The organism is Citricoccus sp. CH26A (assembly GCF_000224415.1).
In the GTDB taxonomy this organism is placed as follows: Bacteria; Actinomycetota; Actinomycetes; order Actinomycetales; family Micrococcaceae; genus Citricoccus.
On record NZ_AFXQ01000019.1, the window covers coordinates 43,849 to 67,803 of the forward strand.

Genomic DNA, 23,955 nt, shown 5'->3' on the forward strand with positions numbered 1-23,955 from the left:
CGTCACACGGGGGGGGGTACGGCGGCAGGATGCGCAAGGACCCCGCCGGGCAGGATGATGTCCAGCCGGGCGGGGTCCACGGAGCCCCCTACCGGGTTCGAACCGGTGACCCCCTGTTTACAAGACAGGTGCTCTGGCCAGCTGAGCTAAGGAGGCGAGAAGGGCCGGGCCCCGAGCGCCGTGGCGGCGCCGGAGGACCAGCCCCTCAAGGGTAACGGATCGGTCCCTGGCGCACCGTCCCCGGAGACGACCGGCCGGCCTCCGGGCCCTCCGGTCAGTCGATCAGGACTTCTTCTCCATCACGGACTGGGCCCAGTCGGTGAAGGACTGGCCCTCCTGGGCGGACTCGGCCCAGTTCTGGCCGTTGACGAACACGGTCGGGGTGCCGGTCACGCCGTCCGCCCGGGCGGTCGCCCCGGTGTACTTGACGTAGGGACGGTAGGTGTTGCCGTCGATGCACCCGTTGACGTCGGCACCCAGGCCGGAGGCCATGGACTTGAGGTCGTCGTCGCTCATGCCCTCACCTGTATAGGCCGCGAACACCTGGGCCACGAAGGAGTTGTAGTTCTCCGGCGAGCCCTCGGCCACGCACAGCGCGGCGTTGGCGGCGCGCGAGGAGTAGTTGCCGGTGGCCGGGTTGTCCAGGAAGTCCAACAGGCGGTACTCCACGGTGGCCTCGCCCGCATCCAGCCACTGGTTCAGCTGCTGGCCGTTCTCGGACTCGAAGCTGGCGCAGTGCACGCAGTTGGCATCGGCGTAGATGATGATCTGGGCCGGGTCGTTGGCCCCGCGCTCCTCGAGACCGGGCACGGTCTCCATCGGGGTGGGCGTCTCCGGCACCTCGACAGAGGTGGCGTCCACCTGCTCACCGCCGAACTCGCTGGGTGCCAGCTCGGTCGTCGAGGTCAGCACCACGCCGCCGTACTCGTTGGCCACGGTCGGCGCCGGGCCGGCGTCGGGAATGGAGCGGGACGAGTTCATGAAGATGACGCCCACGACCACGGCGACCACCACCACGACGCCGATGACGACGCCCCAGCGGACCATGAGGGACCGGCGCTTCTCCTGACGCCGCTGTTCCTCCTGCATCCGGCGGGCCTTCTCACGGGCGCTCTGCTGTCGTTCTGCCTTGGTCTGCTTGTCGTTGGAAGCCATCGTCCTGCCTGTCGGTGGGGCTGCGGTGTGGGTCGGTGCCGGCGGCCGGTACCCCCTGATACCTCGTCCGGGCCGGGGGTCAGCCTACCGGCCCTTCCTGAGAACCCGTGGCGGATGGCGACGGCGTCCGTTCCGCCTCCCCGGGCGCCCCGGGCACCGGCCGCGCGCCGGCTGAGGCTAGGCTTGACGAGGGCCGTCGGTCCGTCCGGCGCCCCGGTCGCCTGTGCCGCACGGGCGGCGCAGTTGAGGACGAGGAGGCCCGTCGTGAGCGACACCCAGCACACCGGAATACCCACTGGCACCGTACCGTTCGTGGACCGGACCGACGGGGAGCCGCCCGCCCCCGGACAGTACGACCTCGTCGTGGTCTCGAACCGGCTGGCGGTCGACCGGGTGGTGGACGAGCAGGGCAACGCCAGCTGGCAGCGCTCCCCCGGTGGCCTGGTGACCGCGCTGGCTCCCATCATGGCCAGCGAGGAGGGCGCGTGGGTCGGCTGGAACGGCGCCCCCCAGGACTCCGAGGACGCGGACCAGGCCACCGACCCCTTCGACCACGACGGCATGCACCTGGTGCCCGTGCCGCTGTCCGAGCAGGACATCGAGGAGTACTACGCGGGCTTCTCCAACGCCACCCTGTGGCCGATCTACCACGACGTGATCGCCCGGCCCGAGTTCCACCGCCAGTGGTGGGACACCTACCAGCAGGTCAACGCCCGGTTCGCGCGGGCCGCCGCGCAGACGGCCTCGGAGGGGGCGACCGTCTGGGTGCAGGACTACCAGCTGCAGCTGGTCCCCCGGATGCTGCGACGGCTGCGCCCGGACCTGCGCATCGGCTACTTCCACCACATCCCGTTCGCACCGGTGGAGATCTTCGCCCAGCTGCCCTGGCGTCGCCCGGTGCTGGAGGGACTGCTCGGGGCGGACCTCATCGGCTTCCAGCGCACCTCCGACGTGGAGAACTTCCAGCGCTCCGTGGAGCGCATCCTGGGTGAGACGTTCACCTCGGGTTCCCTCGAGGTGGAGGACCTCGACGGCGGTTCGCGCACCGTGGCGGCCGAGGCGTTTCCCATCTCGATCGACGCGCAGACGGTCACCGCCCTGGCCGCGGATCCCGAGATCCAGGCCCGGTCCCGCCAGATCCGGGAGGAACTGGGCAATCCGCAGACCATACTGCTCGGCGTGGACCGGCTGGACTACACGAAGGGGATCCGCCACCGGATCAAGGCCTTCGCCGAGCTGCTGGAGGACGCACAGGTCACCGTGGAACAGGCGTGCCTGGTCCAGGTCGCCAGCCCCTCGCGGGAGAACGTGGAGACCTACCGGGAGCTGCGGGACGAGATCGAGCTGTCCGTGGGCCGGGTCAACGGCACCTTCGACACCATGGGCCACACCGCGATCCGCTACCTGCACCACTCCTACCCCGTGGAGGAGATGGTGGCCCTCTACCTGGCGGCCGACGTCATGCTGGTCACCGCGCTGCGGGACGGCATGAACCTGGTGGCCAAGGAGTACGCGGCCGTGCGCGGCGACTGGGGTGGCGTCCTCGTCCTGTCCGAGTTCGCCGGCGCCGCCGACCAGCTCCGTGACGCGCTGCTGGTCAATCCGCATGACATCGACGGCCTCAAGGACGCCATCATGGAGGCCATCCAGATGGACCCCCAGGACGCCCGCCGGCGGATGGGGGCCATGCACCGGCAGGTCCTCACGAACGACGTCGCCAAGTGGTCCCGGGACTTCCTCGACCGCCTGGGCGGACGGACTAAGCGGCGCCGGCCCCGGCCGGAGGACGCCGTCCAGAGCGCCTTCATGGACACCGACGACGACCGCGAGCGCCGCGAGGACGAGCACGCCGAACAGGCCGAACAGGCCGAAGAGGCGCGACGGGCCGAGCAGCTGCGGCTGGCCGATGACTGACGGCCTGGACCCGGGCCTCGAGCGCGCCCTGCGTGACTTCGCCGCCCGGGACACGGTGCTGGTCGCCCTGGACTTCGACGGTGTCGTCTCGGAGCTCGTGGACCGTGCCGAGGACGCCCGGCCGGTCCCGGAGAACGCCGCGGCCCTGGACGCGCTGACGGGGCTGCCCGGGGTCCACACCGCCCTGGTCTCCGGCCGCGCCCTGGAGTCCCTCATCGCCGTGGCCGCGCCCCCGGACCGCACCCTGCTGATCGGCTCCCACGGGGCCGAGCGGCGCCTGGGGCCGGACGCGCCCCCGCTGGAACTGGACGAGACGCAGCGCAGGACGCTGGCCGACGTCGGGGCCGTGCTGGAGGAGATCGCGGCGCGCTACCCGGACTCCTGGGTTGAGTACAAGCCGGCCGGCCGGGTGCTGCAGGTGCGGCTGGCCGCGACGGCGCAGGCCAAGCGCCGGGCGGTGGCGGAGGCCGAGGCGGCGCTGGCGGGACGGGACGGGATCTACCCCGGCCACGGCAAGGACGTGTACGAGGTCTCCGTGGTGCGCGCGGACAAGGGCCAGGGCCTGGACCTGCTGCGCCGGACCAGCGGTGCCGAGGCGGTCCTGTTCGCGGGGGACGACGTCACCGACGAGCACGGCTTCGCCCGCCTCGACCCCGCCACGGACGTCGGCATCAAGGTCGGGGACGGCCCGACGGCGGCCCGGTTCCGGATCGACGGGCCGGCCGCGCTGGCCGCGGTGCTCGAGGCGGTGGCCCGATGGCGTCGGTGACCCTGGAGAACGTCACCGTGCGCTACCCGGATGCCCCTGGACCGGCCCTGGACGGGCTGGACCTGCACGCCGGGGACGGGCAGTTCGTGGTGATCACCGGCCCGCCGCGCGCCGGCAAGTCCACCCTGCTGCGCGTGCTGGCCGGGCAGGAGGACCCCACGAGCGGACGGGTGCTGATCGGCGGGGTGGACGTCACCGCCGTCCCGGCCCGGGACCGTGACGCCGTGCTGGTGTTCCAGAACTACGCCCTCTACCCGCACATGAGCGTGCGGGACAACATGAGCTTCACCCTGCGGGTGGCCGGCGTCCCCGAGGCCGAACGCGAGGAGCGGGTGTCCGAGGCCGCCCGGCTGCTGGACCTGACGGACCGGCTGGACCTCGGCCCGGACCGGCTCACCGGGCCCCAGCGCCAGCAAGTAGCGCTGGCCCGGGCCGTGGTCCGGCGGCCTGCGGTGCTTCTCATGGATGACCCGTTGGCCATGGTGCCCCCGGAGCTGAAGGTCCACACCGCGGACCTGATCCGCTCGCTGGTCCGGAACCTGCGGGTCACCACCCTGCATGCCACGGCCGATCCCGGACCCCTGGCGTCCGCGGCGGACCGGGTGCTGCGGCTGGACGGGGGTCGGATCATGGAGGACACTGCGGACACGGGCGTCGTGCCGGCCTGAGGGGACTGCTGGCATTCCCCCACTGCGCACGAGTCCCCGGTCGCCCGCGACCACCGCGACGGAAGGAGCTGTCCCTTGGCCTCACGCACCGGACTGGACATCACGACCTCGGTGTCCTCGCAGTTGGGCGCCACGGAACTGCTGGCCCTGCCCTGGGATGTCTCCCTGGAGGACTGGCCGGTGCGGACCCTCGCCGCCCTGCCCCGCGGCATCTCACGGCACGTGGTGCGCTTCGCGCACCTGGCCGGGGCCGTGGTGGCCGTGAAGGAGACCACGGAGGAGTCCGCGCGGCGGGAGTACCAGTTGCTGCGGCGCCTGGAACGGTTGAACCTGCCGTGCGTGGAACCGGTGGCGGTGGTCAGCGGCCGGACCACGGAGGACGGCGAGCCGTTGCTGACGGCGCTGGTCACCCGCCACCTGCGCTTCTCCCTGCCCTACCGCGCGGTGTTCTCCCGCAGGCTGCACCAGGACACCGTCACGCGGTTGATCGACGCGCTGGCCCTGTTGCTGGTGGAACTGCACCTGGTGGGCTTCTACTGGGGGGACGTGTCCCTGTCCAACACGTTGTTCCGCCGCGACGCCGGTGCGTTCGCCGCCTACCTGGTGGACGCCGAGACGGGGGAACTGCACCCCTCCCTGTCCCGCGGGCAGCGCGAGCACGACCTGGAGATCGCCCGCGTCAACATCGCCGGGGAGCTGATGGACCTGGCGAGCGGGGGCATGCTGGACCCCGACGTGGATCCGGTGACGACCTCCGAGCTGATCATCAACGCCTACCGCCGGCTCTGGGACGAGCTCACCGGGGACATGTCCTTCCGCACCGAGGAGCGCTGGCGGGTGGAGGACCGGATCCGCCGGCTCAACGCCCTGGGCTTCGACGTGGAGGAGTACGCGATCCGCACCACCCCCGACGGTTCCGAGCTGGTGCTGCAGCCCAAGGTGGTGGACCCGGGCCACCACCAGCGGCGGCTGCTGGGCCTGACCGGGCTGGACGTGCAGGAGAACCAGGCCCGCCGGCTGCTGCGGGACATCGACCACTTCCGTGCCGACCGGCACCCCGAGCTCGACGAGCAGGAGGCCGCCCACCTCTGGGTCGAGGAGGTGTTCGACCTCGTGACCCGGTCCATCCCCCCCGAGCTCTCCGGCAAGCTCGAACCGGCCGAGGTGATGCACCAGTTGCTGGAGCACCGTTGGTACCTGTCCGAGAACCAGAACCGGTCCGTGCCGCTGACCGAGGCCCTGCAGTCCTACATCCGCACCGTGCTGCCCGCGCGGCGGGACGAGGACGCCGTGGCCCTGCACCCCACCACCACCATGCTGCGTGCCGTGCCGCCGCGGGCCGGCGGTCCGGACGGCCCCTGGAGCCCGCAGTCGGCGCAGACCCCCGGACTGTGACCCCGGGCCTGTGACGTCGAGCCTGTGACGTCGAGCCCCGGGCCCCGACGCTGACGCCGGGGCCCTGGCGTCCCCGTCCCGGGGGCCGGCCGGGCGGCAGGACCGGTCAGCGACGCCCGAGGAGCAGGAAACCGGGTGCGGGGACGGATGCCGGCGGTGCGTCCTCGCCGGCGGGACCACCCTGGTCGCCGGCCGGCACCGGGCCGTCGATGCCGTGCCCGGCCAGCAGCCGGTGGCCGGCCAGTTCGGGCGGGACCGGCAGGGGGTCCTCGCCGAAGGCGGCCAGGAGCACCACGGATCCTGCGCCGTGCCCGCCGGCCTGGAGGGAGGCACCCACCCCGGTCCCGACGTCGGCGGCCCCCTTCCGCAGGCCACGGTCCAGCCGCAGGTGGCGCGGGCCGGCGTCGACGGTGGCGCGCGTGGTGGCGCGGGCGGGGTCGGTCAGTTCGGGCAGCTCGGCGCGCAGGGCGGCCAGCCGGCGGTACAGCTCCAGCAACCGGGCGTGCCGGCCGGTACCGGCCTCCTCCCAGCGCAGCGTGGAGTCCCGGAAGGTCTGCTCCGCCTGCGGGTCCGGCACGGCGTCGTGGTCCCAGGCCATGCGCTCGAACTCCCTGCGCCGGCCCTGGGTCACCGCCTCGGCCAGTTCCGGCTCGCGGTGGGCCGTGAAGAACTGCCAGGGCGTGGACGCCGCCCACTCCTCCCCCATGAACAGCATGGGGGTGAAGGGCCCGGCCATCAGCAGCGCCGCCCCGATGGCCAGCCGCCCCTCGTCAAGGGACGCGGTCAACCGGTCCCCCGTGGCCCGGTTGCCGACCTGGTCGTGGTTCTGGGTGCACACCACGAGGGCCTCCGCCGGGGTGTGCTCGCCCAGCGGGCGGCCGTGGTGGCGGCGGCGGAAGGAGGAGTAGGTGCCGTCGTGGAAGAAGCCCTCGTTGAGGACCTTGCCCAGGGCGTCCAGGGAGGCGAAGTCGGCGTAGTAGCCCTCGGTCTCCCCGGTCAGCGCCACGTGAACGGCGTGGTGGAAGTCGTCAGACCACTGGCCGGTGAGCCCGTGACCACCGACGCCACCGGGTGCGCGGGGGCTGATCATCCGCGGATCGTTCAGGTCCGATTCGGCCACCAGCACCAGGGGCCGGCCCAGCCGCGCGGACAGGGCGTCGATCTCGGTGGCCATCTCCTCGAGCAGGTGGACGGCGCGGGTGTCGTGCAGGGCGTGGACGGCGTCCAGCCGGAAGCCGTCCACGTGGTACTCCTCGACCCACATCCGGAGGTTGTCCAGGATGTAGCGGCGGACCTCGTCCGAGTCGGGGCCGTCCAGGTTCAGGCCGCTGCCCCAGCCGGTGGACTGCTCGGTCAGGTAGGGGCCGAACTTCGGCAGGTAGTTCCCGGAGGGTCCCAGGTGGTTGTAGACGACGTCCTGCAGGACCGCCAGCCCGGCTGCGTGGCAGGCGTCCACGAAGCGCCGGTAGGACTCCGGTCCACCGTAGGAGGCGTCGACGGCGTACCAGCCGACGCCGTCGTAGCCCCAGTTGTGCCGTCCGCCGAAGGAGTTCACGGGCAGCAGTTCCACGTGCGTCACCCCGAGCGAGACGAGGTGGTCGAGCCGCCCGAGGGCCGCATCGAGGGTGCCCTCGGCGGTGAAGGTACCCACGTGGAGCTCGTAGATGACCGCGCCCCGCAGTGACCGTCCGGTCCAGTCGCCGTCCTGCCAGTCGTACGCCGCGGGGTCCACCAGCCGGGAGGGGCCGTGGACGGTGTCCGGCTGGCACCGCGAGCGCGGGTCCGGGAACGGGCCCTCGCCGTCCACGCGGTATCCGTAGCCCGCGTCGGTGCTTCGGGGAGCGGTGACCCCGGGCACCCACCACCCGTCCCCGGCCGGTTCCATCGGGAACGTCTCGGCGCCGGCCCACCGGTCGGCGCTGTCGTGGACGGCCCCCGGTTCGCGGTCGGTGACCACCAGCTCGACGGTCCTGGCCTCCGGTGCCCAGACCGACCACCGGGTGTCCCGCGGGTGGGTTGCGTCCCCCTGCTCCCGGGACGTTCCCCGGTCCCTCGTCTCCGTCATCGCAGCGTGTTCCCCTCCTCCGGCACCAGCAGGGCGACCGGGTGGTGTTCGAAGATCTCGGCCAGTCGGGTGGTCCCGTCCGTGAAGGCCCCGCCGAAACGGCGTCCGGTGATCAGGTCCACCACGGCCTGGCGGGGCAGCACGACGGCCGTGTCGCCCCAGCCGCCCTCGTCGGCCAGTCCCAGCGGCCAGCGGGTGGCCAGGGTGATGCAGCCCCCGCGGGAGAACGCGACCACGTGGTCGGCGGCCTCACCGAGGACGTCCAGGTCCTGGTAGCGGTTGAACCACTCGGGGTGTTCCCGGCGGGCCCGCAGCGCCCGGGAGGTGACCAGCAGCTTCAGGCCGGCGGCGTACTCGGCGAGTGCCTCGCCGTCGACCTGGCCGGTGTCCTCGGCGGGCCGGGGGAATTCGGGGGTCCAACCACCGTCGAGCCGGGCCAGCAGGGCCGCCCGCTCACGGAAGTCCACGGGCCGGCGGTTGTCCGGGTCCACGAGCGTGGGGAACGGGACCTCCGTGCCCTGGTAGACGTCCGGGATTCCGGGCATCGTCAGCTGGATGAGCTTCATGGCCAGCTGGTTCGAGACTCCGGCCACGGTGATCCGGTCGGCGATCGCCTGGACGGCCTCGCGCAGTTCACCGGTGCCGGTGGCCCGTTCGGCGAGGTCTGCCAGGAGGGCCTCGAACCGCTCGTCCGGTTCGGTCCAGGTGGTGCGCGTGGCCGCCTCGCGCGCTGCCTTGAGCGCGTAGTCGGCCAGCCGCTGGGTCTGCAGGGCCGTGCCGTCCACCGGCCAGGCGCCCACGACCGTCTCCCACAGCAGCTTCTCGAACGGCCCGTCCCCGAGCGGGGCCATCTGTCGGAACCGTTCCAGTGCGGCCGTCCACTCCTGGGGGATCTCGGAGAGCACGTCGATGCGGGCGCGCACGTCCTCGCTGCGCTTGGTGTCGTGCGTGGACAGGGTGGTCATGGTGCGGGGCATGCGAGCCTGCCGGTCCGCCTGGGCCGCATGGAAGGCATCCAGGTCCAGGGCGAACGCCGACGGGTCCCCGCCGACCTCGTTGAGTGAGGCCAGCCGGGTGTACCGGTAGAAGGCGGTGTCCTCCACGCCCTTGGCCATGACCATGCCGGAGGTCTGCTGGAAGCGCTCGGCCACCGGGTGGTCCGGGTCTGCCAGCAGCGGCATGAGGGCCTCGAGCACGTCCACCAGTTCGGGCCGGCGCCGGCGCACCTCGGCCGCCGCGTCGTCCAGGTGCTCGCGGCCCGTGGGCAGGTAGGAGCGGTAGACCGGGAAGCAGGCCAGCAGTTCGGCCAGGGTGTCCTGCACCCGGTGCGCACCGGGGTCCTCGGCGCCATGGTCCTCGTCCCCGGGGATCAGGCCCGGGACCAGTCGCGCCAGCCGCTCCACCTCGGAGCGCAGCATGCCGTCCGCCACCGCCCTCTTGGTGCCGTGGATCATCTCCGTCCACACCACCTCCGCGTCCGGGTCCGCCCAGTCCCCGAGCCGGGCGGCCACCGCGTCCAGCTCGGGGGCGCCGGCCGGATCGACGAGGACGCGATCCACCTCGCCGAGGGCGTCGTAGCCGGTGGTGCCGTCCACGGCCCACGCCGCGGGCATCCGCTCGCCGGGCTCGAGGATCTTCTCCCCGAGCAGGTAGACCCCGCCCGTGGCCTGGCGCAGGTTCTCGAAGTAGCCGCCCGGGTCGGCCAGTCCGTCCGGGTGGTCCACGCGCAGCCCGTCCACGAGCCCGTCGCGGACCCAGGACAGGATCTCCCGGTGCGTCTCGGAGAACACGCGCGGGATCTCGACCCGGACCCCGGCCAGCGAGTTGACGGCGAAGAAGCGTCGGTAGTTGAGGTTCTCGTCGGCCTCGCGCCAGGGCATCAGCCGGTAGTTCTGGAGGTCGTGGACCGCCCGGGCCAGTCGCTCCTCCTCGGAGCGTCCCGCCTCCGCGCCGACCGCCGGGGCACCGGCTCCGTCGGGACCGGCACCACCGGCCTCACGGGAGGCCACCGCGGCGCGGGCGGCCTCCTCGGTGCCCGGGGCCAGCGGGTAGACGTTGTCGTAGTAGTGCAGCTCCCCGTCCACGATCCGCAGCTTCGACAGCTCGGCCTCCGGATCCTCCTCCGTGCCGTCACCCAGCACGGGCAGCCAGATCCGGCTGTCCCCGGCGGCCCAGTCGATGTCGAAGGCCATCGCGTACTTGGAGGCCCGGCCGTGCTTGAGCACGTCCCACCACCAGGCGTTGTCCTTCGGGGTGGCAACGCCCACGTGGTTGGGGACGATGTCCGCCAGGATCCCGCCGCCCGCCTCGTGGACCGCCTCGGCGAGCTCGCGCAACCCGGCCTCTCCCCCGCGGGCGTCGTCCACGTGGGTGGGGTCCACCACGTCGTAGCCGTGCGTGGAGCCCTCCTCGGCGCCGAGCATCGGGGACAGGTACACCCAGTCCACGCCGAGGTCCCGCAAGTACGGCAGCACCGTACGCGCATCGTCCAGGGTGAAGTCGCCGGTCAGCTGCAGGCGGTAGGTGGACGCGGGGACTCTCTGCGGACTGGTCACGGTCTGCACGCTAGCAGGGTGACGGGCGCTGCGGCCCGCTAGCTGCCGGGCGGCGCGGTGAGGTCACGGCTGATGCGCGGTTCGCCGGAGTCCTCGAAGATGATCACGACGTCCTGGTGGACGGTGCCGTCCGGCATGGCGAGGTCGGCGATCAGGGCGTTGCCCTGCCACTTCTCCTGATGGACGGACTCGACCCCGTACTTCTGGCGCAGGTTGTCCGCGATGCGCACGTTGGCCTGGGACGAGCCGAACACCGCATAGCTGATGCCCACGAGCCCGATCACCAGCACGCCTGCGCCCGCGAGGATCTCCCGCATCGAGTCCCGCATCCGGTCGGGGCCGGCGTACCGCGCGTCCTGGTCGTCCAGGTGGAGGCGGTAGCGCTTGCGCCGCCACAGGCCGTGGGCCATGACCGCCGCGCCGGCCACCGCCATGAGGATGCCGATCCACTGGGCGACGAGGGGGGTCTGCAGGTCGATCGGTGCGTACATGCCTTCCATTGTCCCCCGCCCGGAGTCCTCGTGCTGCGCGGGGCGCTCAGGCCCCCGGGGTCTGCGAGAAGACGTCCTCACCGGTGAGCGGTTCCCCGTCGGCCTCGAAGTAGACCGTTGCGTCCCTGCGCACGGTGCCGTCGGCCAGGGTCAGGTCCGCCACCAGGAAGGCACCGCTCCAGCGCGCGTTGTCCACCCCCGTCACCCCGTACTTCACCGCGAGGTTGCCGCGCACGTTCTGGTGCGTCTGCCAGGCGCCCAGCGCTGCGAGACCGGCCAGCACCACGGCCGCCGCCAGGCAGAGGTAGGAGACCACCTGCTCCACCCGGGTGTCGCGAAGGTGTGCCGGATCGGTGTTGCGCCCGGTGCGCCGCGCGTACGCGAGGTGCCGGCGCCGCCGCCACACCGCATGGCCGAGCACGGCGAGTCCGACCAGCACGAGCATGCCCGCCACCCACAGGGTGGCGACCGGGGACTGGAAGTCGACGGCCCGGTAGTCGACGGCGGTGGACACCGGTGCCGTGAGCGGCAGCGCCGGGACGGACAGGGACGCCAGGGCGGACAGGGCAGTCAGTGTGGACAGGACGGGCGGTCCGGGCGTCATGGCAGGGGTTCTCCTCGGGCGGCGGTCCAGATCCGGTACCACTGGTCGGCGTCCATGCGGGCGGCGACCTCCTCGGCGGTGGCACTGGCGGCGATGCGCTCGGGCCGGGTGCTGCCCACGACCGGGCGGATGCCCCACGGCAGGCGCAGCAGCCAGGCCAGGACCACCACGTCGGCCGGGACACCGAGTTCCTCGGCCACCCGGGCGACCTCGGCGGCGGCCGGGGCGTCGGCCGGCTCGGGATCGGGCCGGGTGTACCGGCCCCGGCCCAGCGGACCCCAGGCCTGCAGGTCGATGCCGCGCGCGGTGCAGAAGCCGACGATGCCCTCCATGTCCCCGGAGGCATGGGCGTCCTGGTGGTTGGCCAGCACCACGGTCTCGATCAGCGTGCGAGCGTGCAGTCCCAGCTCGAGCTGGACGCAGGCCAGGGTCTCAGTGCCGCCGCTGGCCTCACGCAGGGTGTCGTCGAAACGCCGGACCCAGGCCAGGCCCATGTTGGACACGCCCAGACGGCCGACGTAGCCGGCGGCCTTCAGCTCGAGGTACGCGCCGACGGTCTCGGCCGGGTCGGTCAGCACGTCGGGGCGGTGGATGATCAGGGTCTCGACGTGGTCCGTCCGGAGCCGCTCCAGGGAGCCGGCCACCGCCGTGCGCAGGTGGGCGGCCGAGGAGTCGTAGCGGGTGGCCCCCGCACCGCGGGCCCGGCCGTACAGCGGCGAGCCGCCGAGCCGGATACCGCACTTGGTCTGGATGCGCAGCTCCCGCCGCAGCCCCGGGTCGGCGGCCAGCACCCGGCCGAGGGCCTCCTCGGACCGGCCATGGGCGTAGATGTCCGCGGTGTCCAGGGTGGCGATGCCGACGTCGAGAGCGGCACGGAGCGCGCGGCGGGCCGCGTCCTGCGCGTCGCGCCACGCCTGGGGGGCCGGTGGCTCGGGGGCCCAGCCACCTCCCCATCCCATGCAGCCGAGAATCGTCCTGGTCATGTGCCCAGCATGCCGGACGGCGGGGCCGCACGGAACCGCGCCGCCGCTCTGGAGGCCGGCGTCGTCGGTGGTCAGGGACAGGTCGACGACACCCGGGGCCGGAAGGGGACGCACGCCGGGCTCCCGGCCCGTCCCGGCTGGTGGACAGGCCCCCGGCCGGCCCTGACCGCTACCTCATCGAGGCGTACCCGCGCGTGCCCGCCATGTCCGCGAGCCTGTACAGGTCGATCCAGAACGGCTTGGTCCAGGGGTCCTGCACAAGCACCTTGTTGTTGTTCTGGTTGTATCCCACAATGGGCATGTGATGGCGCAGGGTGAACCGCCCGCGGGTCTTCTGGCGCTGGATCGGGGGCTGCTCAGCTGGGGTGGCCGCGATGTTGACCAGGACCGGCACCCCGGCCTTGATGGACCGCCTGACGTTCTCACGGATGCGCACCTGGTCGGCGTACCCGGCGTCCTGGCCATGGATGGGGGTCACCTTGTAGCGGACGCTGGCGGGGGCGTTGTAGTCCATCACACGGGCCACCTGATGCAGCCATGTGCCCTCGCGGTCCGTCTGGGCCTGCTTGGCCATGGCAGTCTGGGTGGTCTTGATGCCGAAGGCCCCCAGCGCGATCTTGATCGAGGCCGGCCCGCACCAGTATCCGTTGGGCTGGGCCGCCCACGTGGTGTCGAGCACGGTGACGCCCTTGCGGGTGGTGGGCTTGCGCAGCGTACCGGTCCTGGCCAGTGCGGACTTGGCGTTGCCCTTCTCGAAGTCCTTCATGATGTACCCGCCATGCACCCAGCCGCGGTGCTTGCCCGCGGTGATCTCCCGCCAGGTGGCCCCGCTGACCGCCTTGCTGCGACCGGTGATCACGACCTTGGCGTTGCGCCGCAGCGAGGTCACCTTCGGGTGCGTGGCCCCGGCGTTCTTCCGCACGTTGAGCCCGTCGTCGGCGATGACCACGTAGCGGTAGGCCAGGGGGATCGTTGCGGCCGCGGTGGACACCGAGGCGGTGGCCGATGAGTCCGATCTCGAGGAGGTCCCCGGTGAGGAGAGCTTCGTCGCGGCCCTCATCGAGGACGAGGCGCCCAGGCCCTGGAGGGACTGCAGGACGGACTCGTCGAGCACCGGCAGGGTCTCGTCGAACTGGTTCGCCTGGTCCAGGGGGTTGAGGATCTCGGAGTCGGCCGCCGCCGGGGCGGCCAGGGCCACTCCCGGAAGCAGCAGTCCCAGGCTGAGGGTTGTCGCGAGGATGCGCCGGCGGTTCTTGCCGCGGGCAGGGGCATGACGGGACACGGGGCCGCCCTTCGTCGGTGGAGTGGTGGGCGGAGATCTTCCCCTTCTCCGCCGCGAGGATGGTGACCCACGCAGGTTACCGGCGGGTGACATGGACCACAGTAACCTACCGCCGGTCCCGTCCGGGCCGGTGGTGTGATGGGATATCCCCCATGAAGCTCGCCACGTACCGACTGCCCGGATCCGAACCGGACACCCCCGGAGCCACCTTCGCCGCCATCGTCACCCAGACCGACGGTTCCCGCGCCACCGCGGCCGTCGAGCTGGAGGGCATCATCGACGTCGGGGACTTCCTGTACCAGCCGGAGCCGACCCGCACCGAGCTCGTGGAGGCCGCCCTGGCGGCGGCCGAGGAGGACCCCACCCGGGTCCTGGACGCCACCCAGCTGGAGCCGGCCACCCTCATCCCGTTCCCCACGAAGGTGTTCTGCATCGGGCTGAACTACCGCAACCACATCCTGGAGACCGGCCAGGAGCTCCCCGAGTACCCGGCGGTCTTCACGAAGTTCGCCCAGTCCCTGACCGGCGCCTCCGATCCGATCGAGGTCCCGGCGGAGGACCACCGCCTCGACTGGGAGGGGGAGCTGTGCGTCGTCATCGGCGAGCCCGGCCGGCGGATCCCGGAGGCGGAGGCCGAACAGCACATCGCCGGATACGCCGTGGCCAACGACGTCTCCCTGCGCGGTTACCAGGGACGGACCACCGAGTGGACCCAGGGCAAGGCCTGGGAGGAGATGACACCGGTCGGGCCCTGGCTCGTGACCCCGGAGGAGTTCACCGAGGGAGCGCGGATCACCACCCGGGTCAACGGGGAGGTCATGCAGGACGACTCCACCGGGGACCTGGTCTTCGACGCCCGCAGGCTGGTGTCCTACCTCTCGGACATCGTCACCCTGCTGCCCGGGGACCTCATCCTCACCGGCACCCCGGCCGGGGTGGCCCTGGCCCGCAAGGACGCCGAGGGCCGGCGGCCGTGGCTGAAGGCCGGCGACGTGCTGGAGACCGAGATCGAGGGCCTGGGCCTCCAGCGGAACGAGATCCGCTGATGCCGGCCGACGGCGCCGCCTTCACCACGTGCGACCTGTTCGACGCGGACAAGACCCTGCAGTCGTGTTCCCTGCAGTTCCGCGACCTGGGCGGGCGGGCCCGGTTCTCCGGGACCGTGCGCACCATCCGGTGCCACCGGGACAACGGGCTGGTCAAGCAGCTGCTGAACTCCCCGGGAGACGGCGCCGTGCTGGTGGTGGACGGGGCCGGTTCCCTGGAGTCCGCCCTGATGGGTGACCTGATCGCCGGCGCCGCCGTGCGCAACGGCTGGGCCGGCGTCGTCATCCACGGGGCCATCCGCGACCGGGCCGTGGTGCGCACCCTGGAGCTGGGGGTCAAGGCCCTGGGGACGAACCCGCGCACGTCCGCCAAGGACGGTGCCGGCGAGGTGGACGTGACCGTGGAGTTCGGCGGGGTGGCCTTCACCCCCGGGGCGCGGCTGTGGGCGGACGAGGACGGCATCCTCGTCACCCCGGTGTCCTGAGCACCGGCCGGGACCCGCGCCGTGATCCCCCTGACGCCCCCTGAGACCCCGCCGCCAGGCCCTCCGGCCCGGCCGGTGGGCCTGGGCGTCCTCGGTGCCGGACGGGCCGGCACCGCGCTGGCCCGGGCCGCCCACTCGGCCGGCATCCCGGTGCGGATCGCCGCGAGCAGGCCGCCGCGGGCCCTGCGGTTGCACCTGGCGCAGTACGCCCCGCACGCCACGGCCGTCCCGGCGGCGGAGATCGCCGGTGACCCCGCCGACACCTCCCGGGACTCCGGGGACCCCGGGGCCCGGCCGCTCGTGGTGCTCATGGTCCCGCAGGAGGACCTGGACGCCGTGGACCCGGACTGGGTGCGCGGCACCGTCCTGGTGGACGCCACGAACCGCTGGGCGGACGAGCCGCTGCCCGAGTGGTTCGAGGACGCCCTGGGCCGGGGCCTGTCCAGTTCGGAGGCGGTGGCCCGCCGGTTCCCGGGTGCGGCCGTGGTCAAGGCCCTGAACCACATCAGCCACTGGGACCTGGACACCGCGGGCCGGGGAGCCGCCGCGGAACGGCGCGGCCTGGGGGTCGCCGGGGACGACGCCGACGCCGTCCGGCAGGTCGCCGACCTCACCCGGCGGCTGGGCTTCGATCCCGTGGAGCTGCCCCGCCTGGCGGCCGGCAGGCTCCTGGAGCCGGACGGCCGGGTCTTCAACCAGCCGTTGTCCGCGGACGGGCTCCGGCGGGCGCTGGGCGCGGCTGACGCCTGAACGCAGCCCCGTCGGGCCCCTGCCGGCGCCCCCGGGCGGCGCGGTACCGTGAGGCCATGACGAACCCGCGTCCCGGAAGGCGGCCGATCGCCGTCGCGCCCCTCCTCGGCCCCCTCCTCCTGGCCCTCGGGCTGATCGCCGCGGCCCCGGCGGCCCTTCTCGTCACGGCCGCACCGGTGCATGCCGTCCCGGTGCAGGAACTGATCCTGGCCGACGAGGCCGGTGTCATCCACGAACCGACCCTGCGGGCCGGGGTCGAGGGGGTCTCCTTCCACGAGCCGACCACCGTGGTGGTCCTCACCGAACGCGGCACGGCGGACTCGGACTTCAACGAGCGGGTCCTCGCCTACGCCCGCGAGAACCATCCGGAGTGGATCTCCCCGGACGGGCAGAAGTGGGCGGACGGGCTGTTCCTGTTCGCCGTCGACCCGGACGGACGGCACGTCGGGACCTACTTCGGGGAGGACCGGAAGGTCAGCACGAGCGTCCAGGAGGACATCCAGGAGGACACGAAGGACCTGCTCGCCGACGCGCAGTGGACGGACGCGGCCGTTCAGGGGGTGCGCTCCGCGGCGGCGGTGATGAACCGCCCCTGGTACCGGTCACCGGCCCTGTGGATCTCCGGCGCGGCGGCCGTGGCCGCCGGCGGGGGTGCCGCGATCGCCGCCGCGGCCGTGCGCCGGTCCCGGCGGAGGACGACCCGCGAACTGCTCGGACGCGGCCGGGCGGCGTTCGCCTCGGTGAGCATGGACCTGCAGGCCACCGAGCTCAACGCCCGGACCGTGCCCACCGGTTCGCGCTACGGGGCCATGGTGCTGGAGCGGTACCGCACCTTCCACGATCGCTACGTCCACGCCGCCGCCGAGAACGACCGGCTGGCCGGGATCGAGGACCGGCGCCTGCACCGCCGGGAGCACCGCGATGCGGTCGAGGAGTTCACCCGGACCGCGGAGGCGCTCGACGCCCTGGATGACACCGTGGTGGACTCCAACACGTTCCTGAACCTGCAGCACGGCTGGCCGGACGCGTGGGACCGGCAGACCGCGCCGCTGCGCGAGGACCTGGCGGAGATCGACCGGCTCGACGGCCCCGATAACCCTGACGGCCCGCCCCCGGCCGCCACGGCGCCGCTGCGGTCCTTCCGGGTGGAGGCGGAGCAGGAGCTGCAGCGACTCGGCGCGTCCCTGGCCGAGGGGGCCGTCACCCCCGACGACGCCCTGGACGCGCTGGCCGCCCTGCGGTCCCGGCTCACGGACCTGCTCCAGGACGCGGCGACGTCCGGCATCGCCGCTGCGGCGGCCTCGGACGCCGAACGGACGCTGATGGCGCAGGCCCTGGAGGCCGAGCGCGAGCGCTCCCCCAAACGCCCGGGGTCCATCCTGGACACCGTCCACCAGCCGGGCTGGTTCTGGACGGCGGTCGCCTTCCAGCACGGTTACCGCACGGGGGTGGACCAGGTCACCCACGCCCGGGAGCAGGCCGCGCAGTCCTCCGCCAGCACGGGATACGGGGCCTCCGGCGGGAGCTTCTCCGGGGCCGGGTCGTCGTCGCGGTTCTGACCGGGAATGTCCACGAGCACAGATTGGTTCAAATTTATATGACCTCCGCAGAACGCGCCGACCGCCAGGATCCGCTGGCCTTCTACCTCGACAAGTCCGACAAGGCCTCCTGGAAGGCCGTGGGCGCCCTGTCCCTGGCCGCCAAGAACGCCGCGCACGCCGCCGGGCTGGACGACCAGCTCGTGGAACTGGTGAGCCTGCGGGTGTCCCAGATCAACGGGTGCGCCTACTGCCTGCACGTGCACACGCGCAAGGCGATCGAGGCCGGACTGGACGACCAGCGCCGCGGACTGGTGGCCGCCTGGCGCGACGCCGACATCTACACGGACCAGGAGAAGGCCGCCCTGGACCTGGCCGAGATGGCCACCACGCTGCCGGGCATGGAGGACCGGGACGCCACCCAGCTGCTCTCCCACTCCTACCTGACGGATGAGCAGTACTCCGCGGTGCAGTGGCTGGCGATCACCATGAACGTCACCAACCGCATCTCCATCCTGTCCCACCACCCCGTGCGGCGCACCGTGGAGGCACCCGGGCTGTGAACCCTCCGCCCGTGCGCACCGCCGCCCCACCCCTCCCCCGCCGAGACCACGGAGGAACGCCGTGAGCAACACCGAGACCCACCCCGAGGAACGGATCTGCGAGAGCGGCCCGCCGCCCGCCCCGGCCCGGAACGGTGCCCGCCCCCGGTTCACCGAGGGCCTGTCCGACGGCGTGAGCGCCCTGGAGGGCCGGTCGGGACCGGTCGAGCTGCTGGAGCCCCGCCGGGTGCCGCTGGGCGGGCCGCGGGCCATGACGGTCAAACGCACCCTGCCCCAGCGGGCCCGCTCGCTGATCGGCGCCTGGTGCTTCCTGGACTTCTACGGTCCGGACGACGTCTCCGCCACCGGTGGCATGGCGGTGCCCCGCCACCCGCACACCGGGCTGGCCACCGTGTCCTGGCTGTTCACCGGCCAGGTGGACCACATCGACTCGGCCGGCAACTGGGCCAGGGTGCGCCCCGGCGAGGTGAACCTGATGAACGCCGGGACCGGCATCACCCACTCGGAGTTCTCCAGCGCGGACACAACCGTGCTGCACGGCGCCCAGCTCTGGTACGCCTTCCCGGACCACTCCCGGTTCACCCCGCCCTCGCTGGAGTCCCACCGGCCCGAACCCGTCACCGGGGACGGATTCACGGCGCGGGTGTTCCTGGGCTCCCTGCTCGGCTACACCTCACCGGTGCGGACCCACATCCCGCTGACGGGGGTCGAACTGCTGCTCCAGCCGGGTGCGGTGCTGCAGGTGGCCGTGCCGGCCGGGCACGAGCACGGACTGCTGCGGGTCATCGGGGACGTGTCCCTCGACGGGGTGCCGATCCCCGAGGACCACCTCGGCTACGTCGGCACCGGCCGGGACCGGATCACCATCACCGCCGGCCCGGAACCGGTCACCGCCCTGCTGATCGGCGGGGAGCCGCTGAACGAGCAGATCGTCATGTGGTGGAACTTCGTGGGGCGCTCCCACGAGGAGATCGTCGCCTGGCGTGCGGCCTACCAGGCCGAGATGGGCTTCGAGGCCCCCGAGCCCGGTTCCCCGCTGGCGGGCGCCGGCGCCCGGGCTGTCCAGCCCGACGGCGGCGCGGCCCTGGGTGCCCCGGTCGCCGGTGAACGCCTGGCCCGGTTGCTCGACGCCGCCTACGACGACGGCCGGTCCTTCCCGCAGTTCGGCGACTTCCCGCCCGGCCAGCCCGCGCCCATCCCGGCTCCCCCGCTGCCGACCAGCCGGATGAAGCCGCGCGCCAACCCGCCGTCCCGGTGACGACCGCCGCGACCGGCCCCCGTGACCCGAGAGGAACCACCATGACCGAGCAGGACACCCACTGGCCCCCCACCCTGGAGGAGCCCCGCGTCGTGCTGGGCCGCACGCCGCGCTTCGAGATCCACGTCGACGACTCCGGCGAGCCGGCCGGCACGACCTACATCAGGGACATCGAGACCGCCGGGGGCGTCAGGCAGCGGATCTTCCCGCACACCGAGGTCAAGGAGGAGTTCGGCGGGCACGGCCTGGCCTCGACGCTGGTCCGCCGGGCGCTGGACGCCTCCATCGCCGAGGGCTTCGAGATCGTGGCCGTCTGCCCCTACGTGAAGGGCTGGGTGGCGAAGCACCCGGAGTACCAGGAGCACGTGGTGCCCACGACCCCGGAGCACCTGCAGGCGCTGGACCGCCGCTGATCCATCCGGCCGCGACGGGCCGGGGACGACGAAGGGCCCGATCCGGATGGATCGGGCCCTTCACTGGTCGGGGTGACAGGATTTGAACCTGCGGCCTCGTCGTCCCGAACGACGCGCGCTACCAAGCTGCGCCACACCCCGTGGAGAGTGGTTCCGCACCGTGACCGGCGGGGAACCACAGTGGTCCATCCTAGACCGCGTGACCCCGAAACGCCAAAACGGGCCGTGGGAGACCCCTGCACCGGTGGTTTCCGGCGTCATCCGCGGTCGTCCGTGCTCGTCCACGGTCCGCTGGGACGTCAGAGGATCGCGCGCCCCGGGTTCAGGACCCCGTGCGGGTCCAGGAGGTCCTTGATGCCCCGCTGGATCTCCACGACGGCGCCGGACTGTTCCCACTGGAGCCAGCGCAGCTTGTAGGAACCGATCCCGTGCTCGCCGGTGATGGTCCCGCCCATGTCCAGGGCCAGCCGCACGGACTCGTCCAGGGCGGCGTCCAGCCGGGCCCGGGCGGTCCCCTGGTCGTCCGCGGCGATCCAGAACGAGGGGTGCAGGTTGCCGTCCCCCGCGTGCGCCACGACCTTCAGGCTCACCGCGTGGTCCACGGCCATCCGTTCCAGCCCGTGCACGTAGTCCACCAGTCGCGAGCGCGGCACCGCCACGTCCTCCCCGACGGCGATCAGGGTGGGCACGTCGTCCCCGCGGGCGTGGCGGCGCAGGTCCACCAGGCCGGTCGCCTCGGCGTCGCCCACCGGGGTCATGGTCCCGCCCAGGGCCTCGAGCTCGGCCCGGATGACGGACATCTCCTCGAGCGCCCCGTACCCGTCGGTCTGCACCAGCAGCATGGCCGACCCCCGCGCGCACAGGGTCGAGCCGTGGGCCCCGTCGAGGGCCTCCATGGTCCCGCGGTCCATGATCTCCAGGATCGCCGGCTGCACCCGGGCCGCACCGATCGCCAGGACGCCCGCGGCCGCCGTCGGGAAGTCCGGGAACCAGGCCGCGGCGGTCTCCACGCGCGCCGGGGACGGGCGCAGCCGGACGGTGATCCCGGTGATGACGCCCAGCGTGCCCTCGGATCCGGTGAACAGCGCGGTGAGGTCGTAACCGGCCACGCCCTTGAGCGTCGCGGCACCGGTCCGGATGAGCGTGCCGTCCGCGAGCACGACGTCGAGCGCCAGCACCGAGTCCCGGGTCACCCCATACTTCGCGCAGCGCAGCCCGCCGGCGTTGGTGGCCACGTTCCCGCCGATCGTCGAGATCCGGTAGCTCGCCGGGTCGGGGGCGTACATCAGCCCGTGGGGCGCGACGGCATCCCCCAGGTGGGAGTTGATGACGCCCGGTTCCACGGTGGCCGAACAGTCCTCCGGATCGATCGACAGGATGCGGTCCATGCGCTCCAGGGACAGCACCACGCAACCGGGCAGGGCGTGCCCGCCGCCGGACAGCGCGGTGCCGGCCCCGCGGGGGATGACGGGGAACCCGTGCCCGGAGGCCAGGCGCATCAGCCGCTGCACGTGGTCGGTGGACTCGGCGTAGACCACCGCCTCCGGCACGGCCGGCGTCCAGTCCGTGCGGGGTCCGCGGTCGGTGGCGCAGGCCTGCCGGCCCTCCTCGCTGAGGTCGAGCAGTTCCGGGGCGAAGGCCTCGACCAGCAGGCGGCGCAGGTCCTCTCCCCCCGGGCCGTGGGCGGTGCGAACGGGGGTGCGGGGATGCGTCTGTGGCATGGACCCATGGTAGGCGGAGTGATCCGGGACGCTTCACCGCAGCCCGGGACCCGGGTCATAGACTGGGGTCAGCTCCGGCGACCGCAGCGCCCTCGGCGGCACGGGAACCGGCCCCGACGTGCACCGCGCGAGACCTCGAGGAGAGCCGTGGCCACCAGTGACGACACGACCGGTGGGCTCGGCGCGTTCCTGGCGTCCCGGCCGAACCTGGTCGGCCTGGCCGCGTTCCTGGTCGTGTTCCTCGTCGTCATGGTCCTCTCCCCGTCACCGCTGGCCGCCGTCATCGCGGGACTCCTCGGGTACGGAGCGGGGTACCTCCTGACCCCGTCGACGCGCAGGACCTACGCCTCCGGCATCCCCGTGCACGGTGCCACCGGCGCCGAGATGGCCGAGCGGCTGGCGGAGTTCCAGCAGTCCGTGCGCGCCAACCGGGGGCGGATCCCCCCGGAGGCCGACCGGGAACTGGGCGTGATCGTGCTGTCACTGCGGGAGATGATCGACCGCTGGCAGGACGTCCGGCGGGCCCCGGAACAGCGGATGGCCCTGGAGTCGATCGTCTACCAGTACCTGCCGAACACCCTCGAGGTGTTCCTGCGCCTGCCCGACTCCGCCAAGCCGCAGGCCGCTCCCGAGTGGATCGCCCAGCTGAAGCTGCTGGGGACCGAGGTGGCCGGTAGCCGCACCTCCGTCCTGCGGCACGACCTCGAGGCCATGCGTGCCAACGGCCGGGTCCTGGAGCAGAAGTTCGAGGACGGCGACCTGAGGATGTTCAGGGACCACGGCCTGTAGACGGCACCGTGTTCCCGGGACGGGACGTCGGACCCGGGCACGGGAGCGGGCTGGGCGGCCCGAGGGGCACGTGGATCCACCCCTCGCGCCGGGCACGAGCGCGCAGTGCCGCCGGCGGCCCGTGGGTCCTGCCCAGGTGCACCTCGCGGGCCACCAGGGCGGCCAGCACCGCGTCCAGGACGTCGTCGTGCGCCTGGCAGGCCTGACGGAAACCGGTGAGGTCGAGCCACGGGACGAGCTCCTCCAGCGCACCGACCAGCGCCGCCCGCGCCGGACGGTGGGCGTCCTTCTTGTAGGCCCGGTGCGGCAGCCCCCAGGTGCGCAGCGCAGCCGCGGGGTAGACCTCGCAAGCCAGCCCGGCGCCGTCGGGCTCCACGGCGTGCCCCGCGGCCCGGAGGCGGGCCGCCAGGTTGGCCCACCGCAGCGCGGGATAGGCGATGCGGTCCGTCGAGACGCTCAGCGGGGTCAGCCCGGTCAGCTCCCGCACCGCGACGTCCGTGGCGCGCAGGGCCAGCCCCCGCCGCCAGTCCGGGCCGGTGTCCGCCACCGGATGCAGCCGGCCCCCGCTGTGGTCGGTGACGAGCCGGACGAAGGACTCGGGCCAGCCGAAGGGGACGTCCACGCCGGACCGCTCACCGGCACCGATGGCGTCGAGGACCTCGTCGTCGTCGGCGCCGAGCACGGCACGTTCCACCATGAGGGTTCCCCGCCCCTCGTCCTGGACCAGGACGGCCAGCCCGGTGCGCTCCGGGGCCGCGGCCAGGTCCACCCCGACGAAGCGCAGGACGGGGGCGCCTGCCGGCCTCACGCCGCGGCGGGGCGGACCGTGCCGCCGGCGAAGCGTGCGTAACCCTCCAGCACCGGATGCCAGTCCTGCCGGAACGAGGGCGCCCCGCTCCCCCGGACGGTCACGAGCGTCCGCGTCATGGACGCGATGGTGAACTCGAGAGTGACGTCCAGGCCCGTGCGGGCGGCCTGGTCACCGGTGGTGCCGAACCAGCGCAGGGACAGCGAGCCGTCGTGGGTCCCGACGACGTCCGCCCACCGGTGCCGGGACCCGTCCAGTCCCTCCTCGAGGAGTGTCCCCTCCTCGAAGCCCAGGTGGCTGTCCTCGCCGCAGGACCTCAGTGCAGCGGGCCACCAGAGGTGGACGTACTCCAGGAACGCCTCGACGGCCCGGTCCGCCGCCAGGGGGACCTCCGCCGTAAGGGAGGCGGATGCCTCGTCCGACGGGGGTTCCGGCGCCTGCTTCGCGTCAGGGGCCGCGGCACGGGCGGGGCCGTCCGACGGGGGCTGGGCGAACGGATCCAGGAAGAGGCTGTCGGACATGACGTCCATCCTCCCACCGTTCGCCGCGGACCGGTCCTCCCCTGTGGGTGTTGTGTGGGGTGGGTGTTGTGTGGGGTGGGTGGTGTGTGGGGTGGTTAAACGCAGGAGCCCTGGACCGTGTGGTCCAGGGCTCCTGGTCAATGGTTGTCCGGCGGCGTCCTACTCTCCCACATCCTCCCGGA

Annotated in this window: 22 protein-coding genes and 2 tRNA genes; 12 read left to right on the forward strand and 12 right to left on the reverse strand. The window is 72.9% G+C overall.

Going from position 1 to position 23,955, the window contains the following annotated elements; translation table 11 throughout:
• Nucleotides 1-82: 82 nt before the first annotated feature.
• Both CITRI_RS0111750 and CITRI_RS0111755 read right to left on the reverse strand, forming a co-directional pair.
• A tRNA-Thr gene (locus CITRI_RS0111750) sits at nt 83-156 on the reverse strand.
• Between the two features lie 126 nt (nt 157-282).
• A complete protein-coding gene (locus tag CITRI_RS0111755) occupies nt 283-1,155 on the reverse strand; it encodes a thioredoxin domain-containing protein (RefSeq protein ID WP_010145022.1) in 873 nt (290 codons plus the stop codon).
• Nucleotides 1,156-1,419: 264 nt separating this feature from the next.
• Here CITRI_RS0111755 and CITRI_RS0111760 point away from each other — a divergent pair, with 264 nt between their 5' ends.
• The 4 genes from CITRI_RS0111760 to CITRI_RS17575 all read left to right on the forward strand — a co-directional run bounded on the left by CITRI_RS0111760 (nt 1,420) and on the right by CITRI_RS17575 (nt 5,901).
• Complete coding sequence (locus tag CITRI_RS0111760; protein WP_010145023.1) at nt 1,420-3,069, forward strand: trehalose-6-phosphate synthase; 1,650 nt, start codon at nt 1,420-1,422, stop codon at nt 3,067-3,069.
• Entirely contained in the window at nt 3,062-3,838 is a 777-nt protein-coding gene (gene otsB, locus CITRI_RS0111765; protein WP_010145024.1) for a trehalose-phosphatase, read from the forward strand. Before CITRI_RS0111760 ends, otsB begins: the two co-directional genes overlap by 8 nt.
• Nucleotides 3,826-4,506, forward strand: a complete 681-nt coding sequence (locus tag CITRI_RS17570; RefSeq protein WP_010145025.1) for an ABC transporter ATP-binding protein — start codon at nt 3,826-3,828, stop codon at nt 4,504-4,506. Before otsB ends, CITRI_RS17570 begins: the two co-directional genes overlap by 13 nt.
• Nucleotides 4,507-4,581: 75 nt before the next feature.
• Nucleotides 4,582-5,901, forward strand: a complete 1,320-nt coding sequence (locus CITRI_RS17575; RefSeq protein ID WP_010145026.1) for a DUF4032 domain-containing protein — start codon at nt 4,582-4,584, stop codon at nt 5,899-5,901.
• Nucleotides 5,902-6,007: 106 nt separating this feature from the next.
• Here the strand turns inward: CITRI_RS17575 and treZ are convergent, their stop codons facing one another.
• The 6 genes from treZ to CITRI_RS0111805 form a co-directional block, all read right to left on the reverse strand.
• Nucleotides 6,008-7,966, reverse strand: coding sequence for a malto-oligosyltrehalose trehalohydrolase (treZ, locus tag CITRI_RS0111780; RefSeq protein WP_010145027.1), 1,959 nt, complete (start codon nt 7,964-7,966; stop codon nt 6,008-6,010).
• Nucleotides 7,963-10,530 (reverse strand): malto-oligosyltrehalose synthase, encoded by a 2,568-nt coding sequence (gene treY, locus CITRI_RS0111785; RefSeq protein WP_010145028.1) that lies wholly within the window; start codon nt 10,528-10,530, stop codon nt 7,963-7,965. The genes treZ and treY overlap by 4 nt, the downstream gene beginning before the upstream one ends.
• Nucleotides 10,531-10,559: 29 nt before the next feature.
• Complete coding sequence (locus tag CITRI_RS0111790; RefSeq protein WP_010145029.1) at nt 10,560-11,012, reverse strand: hypothetical protein; 453 nt, start codon at nt 11,010-11,012, stop codon at nt 10,560-10,562.
• 46 nt (nt 11,013-11,058) lie between these two features.
• The gene (locus CITRI_RS0111795; RefSeq protein WP_010145030.1) at nt 11,059-11,616 is read right to left on the reverse strand and encodes a hypothetical protein; all 558 of its coding nucleotides are present in this window, start codon (nt 11,614-11,616) and stop codon (nt 11,059-11,061) included.
• Nucleotides 11,613-12,599, reverse strand: a complete 987-nt coding sequence (locus CITRI_RS0111800) for an aldo/keto reductase (RefSeq protein WP_029139274.1) — start codon at nt 12,597-12,599, stop codon at nt 11,613-11,615. The genes CITRI_RS0111795 and CITRI_RS0111800 overlap by 4 nt, the downstream gene beginning before the upstream one ends.
• Nucleotides 12,600-12,768: 169 nt before the next feature.
• Nucleotides 12,769-13,881 carry a C39 family peptidase gene (locus CITRI_RS0111805; RefSeq protein ID WP_010145032.1) on the reverse strand — a complete coding sequence of 371 codons (1,113 nt, stop codon included), beginning with the start codon at nt 13,879-13,881 and terminating at the stop codon, nt 12,769-12,771.
• Nucleotides 13,882-14,033: 152 nt separating this feature from the next.
• On the opposite strand from CITRI_RS0111805, the gene CITRI_RS0111810 reads away from it, so the two are divergent.
• From CITRI_RS0111810 to CITRI_RS0111840, 7 genes are all read left to right on the forward strand, one after another.
• Entirely contained in the window at nt 14,034-14,927 is an 894-nt protein-coding gene (locus CITRI_RS0111810) for a fumarylacetoacetate hydrolase family protein (RefSeq protein WP_010145033.1), read from the forward strand.
• Nucleotides 14,927-15,412, forward strand: coding sequence for a ribonuclease E activity regulator RraA (gene rraA / locus CITRI_RS0111815; protein ID WP_010145035.1), 486 nt, complete (start codon nt 14,927-14,929; stop codon nt 15,410-15,412). Before CITRI_RS0111810 ends, rraA begins: the two co-directional genes overlap by 1 nt.
• Nucleotides 15,413-15,487: 75 nt before the next feature.
• On the forward strand, nt 15,488-16,162 hold the full coding sequence (locus CITRI_RS17580) for an NADPH-dependent F420 reductase (protein ID WP_010145036.1): 675 nt from the start codon (nt 15,488-15,490) through the stop codon (nt 16,160-16,162).
• Between the two features lie 56 nt (nt 16,163-16,218).
• A complete protein-coding gene (locus CITRI_RS0111825) occupies nt 16,219-17,721 on the forward strand; it encodes a DUF5129 domain-containing protein (RefSeq protein ID WP_010145037.1) in 1,503 nt (500 codons plus the stop codon).
• Between the two features lie 38 nt (nt 17,722-17,759).
• On the forward strand, nt 17,760-18,263 hold the full coding sequence (locus CITRI_RS0111830; protein WP_010145038.1) for a carboxymuconolactone decarboxylase family protein: 504 nt from the start codon (nt 17,760-17,762) through the stop codon (nt 18,261-18,263).
• Between the two features lie 61 nt (nt 18,264-18,324).
• Nucleotides 18,325-19,521 carry a pirin family protein gene (locus tag CITRI_RS0111835; RefSeq protein WP_010145039.1) on the forward strand — a complete coding sequence of 399 codons (1,197 nt, stop codon included), beginning with the start codon at nt 18,325-18,327 and terminating at the stop codon, nt 19,519-19,521.
• 41 nt (nt 19,522-19,562) lie between these two features.
• Nucleotides 19,563-19,934: a GNAT family N-acetyltransferase gene (locus CITRI_RS0111840; RefSeq protein ID WP_010145040.1), complete on the forward strand. Its 372-nt coding sequence runs from the start codon at nt 19,563-19,565 to the stop codon at nt 19,932-19,934.
• 64 nt (nt 19,935-19,998) lie between these two features.
• On the opposite strand, the gene CITRI_RS0111845 is transcribed toward CITRI_RS0111840, so the two are convergent.
• Together CITRI_RS0111845 and CITRI_RS0111850 are read right to left on the reverse strand one after the other, a co-directional pair.
• Nucleotides 19,999-20,075 (reverse strand) — tRNA-Pro (locus tag CITRI_RS0111845).
• A gap of 158 nt (nt 20,076-20,233) precedes the next feature.
• Nucleotides 20,234-21,655 (reverse strand): FAD-binding oxidoreductase, encoded by a 1,422-nt coding sequence (locus tag CITRI_RS0111850; protein WP_010145041.1) that lies wholly within the window; start codon nt 21,653-21,655, stop codon nt 20,234-20,236.
• A 147-nt stretch (nt 21,656-21,802) separates the two neighbouring features.
• Here CITRI_RS0111850 and CITRI_RS0111855 point away from each other — a divergent pair, with 147 nt between their 5' ends.
• On the forward strand, nt 21,803-22,444 hold the full coding sequence (locus CITRI_RS0111855; RefSeq protein ID WP_010145042.1) for a hypothetical protein: 642 nt from the start codon (nt 21,803-21,805) through the stop codon (nt 22,442-22,444).
• Here CITRI_RS0111855 and CITRI_RS0111860 read toward each other — a convergent pair.
• Entirely contained in the window at nt 22,425-23,252 is an 828-nt protein-coding gene (locus tag CITRI_RS0111860; protein ID WP_010145043.1) for a DUF429 domain-containing protein, read from the reverse strand. The genes CITRI_RS0111855 and CITRI_RS0111860 overlap by 20 nt on opposite strands.
• Nucleotides 23,249-23,773: a hypothetical protein gene (locus CITRI_RS0111865; protein WP_010145044.1), complete on the reverse strand. Its 525-nt coding sequence runs from the start codon at nt 23,771-23,773 to the stop codon at nt 23,249-23,251. The genes CITRI_RS0111860 and CITRI_RS0111865 overlap by 4 nt, the downstream gene beginning before the upstream one ends.
• Nucleotides 23,774-23,955 lie beyond the last annotated feature (182 nt).

Excerpts from the sequence above, each read along its gene's own strand:
- CITRI_RS0111825 (WP_010145037.1), top strand. The coding sequence starts at position 16,219 with ATGACGAACCCGCGTCCCGGAAGGCGGCCGATCGCCGTCGCGCCCCTC.
- CITRI_RS0111800 (WP_029139274.1), bottom strand. The coding sequence starts at position 12,599 with ATGACCAGGACGATTCTCGGCTGCATGGGATGGGGAGGTGGCTGGGCC.
- otsB (WP_010145024.1), top strand. The coding sequence starts at position 3,062 with ATGACTGACGGCCTGGACCCGGGCCTCGAGCGCGCCCTGCGTGACTTC.
- treZ (WP_010145027.1), bottom strand. The coding sequence starts at position 7,966 with ATGACGGAGACGAGGGACCGGGGAACGTCCCGGGAGCAGGGGGACGCA.
- rraA (WP_010145035.1), top strand. The coding sequence starts at position 14,927 with ATGCCGGCCGACGGCGCCGCCTTCACCACGTGCGACCTGTTCGACGCG.
- CITRI_RS0111810 (WP_010145033.1), top strand. The coding sequence starts at position 14,034 with ATGAAGCTCGCCACGTACCGACTGCCCGGATCCGAACCGGACACCCCC.
- CITRI_RS0111840 (WP_010145040.1), top strand. The coding sequence starts at position 19,563 with ATGACCGAGCAGGACACCCACTGGCCCCCCACCCTGGAGGAGCCCCGC.
- CITRI_RS17570 (WP_010145025.1), top strand. The coding sequence starts at position 3,826 with ATGGCGTCGGTGACCCTGGAGAACGTCACCGTGCGCTACCCGGATGCC.
- CITRI_RS0111790 (WP_010145029.1), bottom strand. The coding sequence starts at position 11,012 with ATGTACGCACCGATCGACCTGCAGACCCCCCTCGTCGCCCAGTGGATC.
- CITRI_RS0111865 (WP_010145044.1), bottom strand. The coding sequence starts at position 23,773 with ATGTCCGACAGCCTCTTCCTGGATCCGTTCGCCCAGCCCCCGTCGGAC.
- CITRI_RS0111830 (WP_010145038.1), top strand. The coding sequence starts at position 17,760 with ATGACCTCCGCAGAACGCGCCGACCGCCAGGATCCGCTGGCCTTCTAC.
- CITRI_RS0111755 (WP_010145022.1), bottom strand. The coding sequence starts at position 1,155 with ATGGCTTCCAACGACAAGCAGACCAAGGCAGAACGACAGCAGAGCGCC.
- CITRI_RS0111850 (WP_010145041.1), bottom strand. The coding sequence starts at position 21,655 with ATGCCACAGACGCATCCCCGCACCCCCGTTCGCACCGCCCACGGCCCG.
- CITRI_RS0111795 (WP_010145030.1), bottom strand. The coding sequence starts at position 11,616 with ATGACGCCCGGACCGCCCGTCCTGTCCACACTGACTGCCCTGTCCGCC.